Source organism: Endozoicomonas sp. ALE010 (assembly GCF_049310165.1).
GTDB lineage: Bacteria > Pseudomonadota > Gammaproteobacteria > Pseudomonadales > Endozoicomonadaceae > Endozoicomonas.
Map to the genome: position 1 here is coordinate 1 of NZ_JBLYNV010000132.1, position 4,724 is coordinate 4,724.

Below are 4,724 nucleotides of genomic sequence, written 5' to 3' on the forward strand. Positions count from 1 at the left end.
ATGAAATATAATTATGGATAGAAGTTCTGCTGGTACCAGTAGTAAATACGCAAAATCAGATAATGATTACAACCAACCGAATGACCATGCCGCTTCTTCAAGGCGTGGGCAATATAGACATACCAGAGTCAAACAGTGGGATAATCCCTCTCGCGCTTTCCCAGGGCATAACGAATTTTACCAATCTTCTGACGCACGCCCTTCTCAAAATCTAATGTTCCGCTCAGTGAACTCTGCTCAAGATTTCAATGCCCTCATTAAACAAGAAGTAATGGATGGTCTGGTGAGTAAATCGGATCGTTTCGGCCATCGCTATGATGGAAGAAATCACGGTCAATATGCCAGTTCAATTAAAAAATACACGTCAGCTGCTAAAAGACCGTTAAATCGAGCGGAACAAAGCCAGCTGATGCGTTTGCTGCAAAATTTCACAGCAACCCGGAGCTGGAATTGGCGAAGCCTGACGACAACACTGCATTCCTTTACTTCAGCGGGTGTTTTTACCCTCCATAACCCCATAGATGAGCGTGTTGAGCGTACTCAAGCTGCCTTATTGTCAACGCTACTTGATGCAATAATATTTCACTGCAACCAAAAACCTGAAGCGAGGAATATTGATCCCCAAGGCATAGCCAATCTGCTGTGGGCCATGGCGAAACTGGTGGACAAAGGGCAGAAGCAGACACCAGAGCTCAACGAGGCTGTGGCCGCGCTGTTGCCCTGCGTGAACGTCGTAAAGAAAGCTCACTTTAAACCACAGGAAATCACCAACCTGCTGTGGGCCATGGCGAAACTGGTGGACAACGGGCAGAAGCAGACACCAGGGCTCAAAGAGGCCCTGGCCGCGCTGCTGCCCAGGGTGAACGCACAGAAAGACCACTTTATTCCTCATCATATCGCCAACCAGCTGTGGGCCATAGCGAAACTGATGGACAACGGGCATGAGCGGACACCAGAGATCAAAGAGACCGTGGCGGCGCTGTTACCCCACGTGAACGTCCAGAAAGACCAATTTACTCCTCAGCATATCGCCAACCTGCTATGGGCCATGGCGAAACTGGTGGACAACGGGCAGGAGCCGACACCAAGGTTCAAACAGACCCTGGCCGCGCTGTTGCCCTGCGTGAACGTACAGAAAGCTCACTTTAAACCACAGGAAATCACCAACCTGCTGTGGGCCATGGCGAAACTGGCAGGCAACTGGCAGGAGCTCACGGCAGGGCTAAAAGAGGCCGTGGCCGCGCTGTTGCCCTGCGTGAACGTACAGAAAGCTAACTTTAACCCACAGAAAATCGTCAACCTGCTGTGGGCCATGGCGAAACTGGTGGACAACGGGCAGGAACAGACACCAGAACTCAAAGAGGCCGTGGCCGCGCTGCTGCCCCACGTAAACGCACAGAAAGCTAACTTTACACCACAGGGTATTGTCAACCTGCTGTGGGCCATGGCGAAACTGCTGGACAACGGACAGGAGCCGACATCAGGGTTCAAAGAGGCCTTGGCCGTGCTATTGCCTCACGTGAACGCACAGAAAGACCAATTTGGTGCCCAGGGAATCGCCAACCTGCTGTGGGCCATGGCGAAACTGGTGGACAACAGGCAGCACCGTACACCAGGGCTCAAAGAGGCCGTGGCCGCTCTGTTGCCCCACGTGAACGCGCTGAAAGACCAATTTATTACTCAGCATATCAGCAGCCTGCTGTGGGCCATGGCGAAACTGGTAGGCAGCGGGCAAGAGCGGACACCAGAGTTCAACGAAGCTGTGGCCGCGCTGTTGCTTCATGTGGACGCACAGAAAGACCAATTTAATGCCTTGGCTATTGCCAACCTGCTGTGGGCCATGGCGAAACTGGTGGACAACGGGCAGGAGCAAACACCTGAACTCAAAGAGACCGTGGCCGCGCTATTGCCCCACGTAAACGCTCAGAAAGCTAACTTTAAACCACAGGGTGTCGCCAATTTGCTGTGGGCCATAGCGAAACTGGTGGACAACGGGCAGGAGCTGACACCAAGGTTCAAACAGACCCTGGCCGCGCTGTTGCCCAACGTAAACGCTCAGAAAGCTATTTTTAAACCACAGGGTATCGCCAATTTGCTGTGGGCCATAGCGAAACTGGTGGACAACGGGCAGGAGCAGACACCAGGCTTCAAACAGACCGTGGCCGCACTGTTGCTCCTCGTGAACGCACAGAAAACCAACTTTAAACCACAGGAAATCGCCAACCTGCTGTGGGCCATCGCGAAACTGGTGGACCACGGGCAGGAGCAGACACCAGAGCTCAATGAGGCCCTGGCCGCGCTGTTGCCCCTCGTGAACGCACAGAAAACCAACTTTAAACCACAGGAAATCGCCAACCTGCTGTGGGCCATCGCGAAACTGGTGGACCACGGGCAGGAGCAGACACCAGAGCTCAATGAGGCCCTGGCCGCGCTGTTGCCCCTCGTGAACGCACAGAAAGCTAACTTTAAACAACAGGGTATTGCCAACCTGCTGTGGGCCATGGCGAAACTGGGTGAGCTCGTTGAGTTGAACGTGGTTACATCCACGTTCGAGTCGCTGGTGTACCGAATCAGTGAAAACCCTCAACTCTCTCAGAAAGCCATATTGATGTCTCTCTGGGGAGTAATGGTCTGCTGTGCCAGGCTGTCTCTGGTCTCCAATGCCAATAAAAATCACGTGCTTGAAAAGCCCATGGATGACCTTTTTACCCGTCTGAAAAATACATTCCTGCACAATGAAGAGGATCAACGCACCATTGCCCTGGCCGCAAGTTGGCTTGGCAGAGCGTGTCCGGTCGTCCCCCATTACCAGATAATGATTTCAAAACCTCAATCCGACTTCCGTGAACAACTCCAATCCCACATTCCATCTTTGAAGATTGAAGAAGAAAAGAGTCTGAATTCATTACCTCCGGTTGACCTGCTACTGCCAGATCACAACATGGTGATTGAAGTTCAGGGTCCCTCTCATTACGTGGGTGGTGATTTCAAAACCAGGAATGGTTCGACTCTGCTGAAAATCGCACTGCTGAGAAAATCAGGATTTGGGGTCATTGAAATCCCGATTAACATGCTTTGGAACCGGGATTCAATGAAACGATGTATTGATCAAATAAAGGCCAGGGTAGACATCTCGTCACAACGTCATGGCTCTGTATCACTTAAAAGAAGGTGGGCAGATCAGGCATACGTTACTGCTGATAGAGGCAGGCAACCCTCAGATCACGGTTACCTGACTGCCGAAGAACATTCAGATGAGCAAACCGGTAAACCGGCAAAGAGGAAGAAAACAAACAACCAGTAATTGCCTTCCTCCTATCATGACTCTAGATCCGTTTTCACACGCCGGAAAGAAATGCCAGTGTTGAACACCTGTTGCCCCGGATGATTTGAAAATAACGGGTTGATGGCATCAGGAGTAGATGTGTTTCCCCAACCGTTTACGTTTATAGACGTTGTAGCAAAATGAACTTTTGAACAAAACCGCAGTCTGCTTTTTATATTTTCATTAATTAATGAAATATAATTATGGATAGAACCTCTGCTGGTATCAGTGGTCAATACACAAGATCAAATAATGATTACAACCAACCAAATGACCATGCCGCTTCTTCAAGGCGCGGACGATACAGACATAACACAGTCAGACAATGGGATCCTCCCCCCCGCACAGCCCCAAGGCGTAATGAATTTATCAATCTTCTACCGCATACTCTTCTCAATATCTACTACGCCGTTCAGTAAATCCTGCTCAAGATTTTAATGCGCTCACCCAACAGGAAATAATGGCTGGCCTGGTGAGTAAATCGCACCGTTTCGGTCATCGCTATGATGGGAGAGATCACGGCCTATATGCCAGTTCAATTAAAAAATACACGTCAACTGCTAAAAGACCGTTAAATCGAGCGGAACAAAGCCAGCTGATGCGTGTGCTGCAAAATTTCACAGCAACGCGGAGCTGGAATTGGCGAAGCCTGACGACAACACTGCACTCATTCACTTCAGCAGGTGTTTTTGCCCTTCCTAAACCCATGGATGAGCGAGTTAAAATTACTCAGGCTAACTTATTGTCAACGCTATTTGATGCAATAATATTCAAGTGCAACCAAAAACCTGAAGCCAGGGATATTGATGCCCAGGGAATCGCCAACCTGCTGTGGGCCATGGCGAAACTGGTAGACAGCGGGCAGGAGCGAAAACCAGGGCTCAACGAGGCTGTGGCCGCACTGTTGCCCCACATGAACGCACAAAAAGACCAATTTATTCCTCAGCATATTGCCAACCTGCTGTGGGCCATGGCGAAACTGGTGGACAACGGGCAGGAGCGGACACCAGGGCTCAATGAGGCCGTGGCCAGCCTATTGCCCAACGTGAATGCACAGAAAGCTCACTTTAAACCACAGGAAATCACCAACCTGCTGTGGGCTATGGCGAAACTGGTGAAGAACGGGCAGGAGCAGACACCAGAGTTCAACGAGGCCGTGGCATCGCTGTTGTCCCTCGTGAACGCTCAGAAAGACCAATTTATTCCTCAGCATATCGCCAACCTGCTGTGGGCCATGGCGAAACTGGTGGACAACGGCCAGAAGCAGACACCAGTGCTTAAAGGGGCTGTGGCCGTGCTGTTGCCCCTCGTGAACGCACAGAAAGACCAATTTATTCCTCAGCATATCGCCAACCTGCTGTGGGCCATGGCGAAACTGGTGGACAACGGGCTGGAGCAG

At 50.9% G+C, this 4,724-nt stretch carries 3 protein-coding genes; all 3 read left to right on the plus strand.

The genetic code is table 11. From position 1 onward, the window contains the following. Positions 1–13: 13 nt before the first annotated feature. Positions 14–3,304 (plus strand): DUF1601 domain-containing protein, encoded by a 3,291-nt coding sequence (locus ACO6UY_RS23930; protein ID WP_422491537.1) that lies wholly within the window; start codon positions 14–16, stop codon positions 3,302–3,304. 224 nt (positions 3,305–3,528) lie between these two features. Next, positions 3,529–3,744 carry a hypothetical protein gene (locus tag ACO6UY_RS23935; RefSeq protein WP_422491539.1) on the plus strand — a complete coding sequence of 72 codons (216 nt, stop codon included), beginning with the start codon at positions 3,529–3,531 and terminating at the stop codon, positions 3,742–3,744. 41 nt (positions 3,745–3,785) lie between these two features. Then, positions 3,786–4,724 (plus strand): DUF1601 domain-containing protein (locus ACO6UY_RS23940; RefSeq protein ID WP_422491541.1); only part of this gene is annotated, 939 nt, incomplete at its 3' end.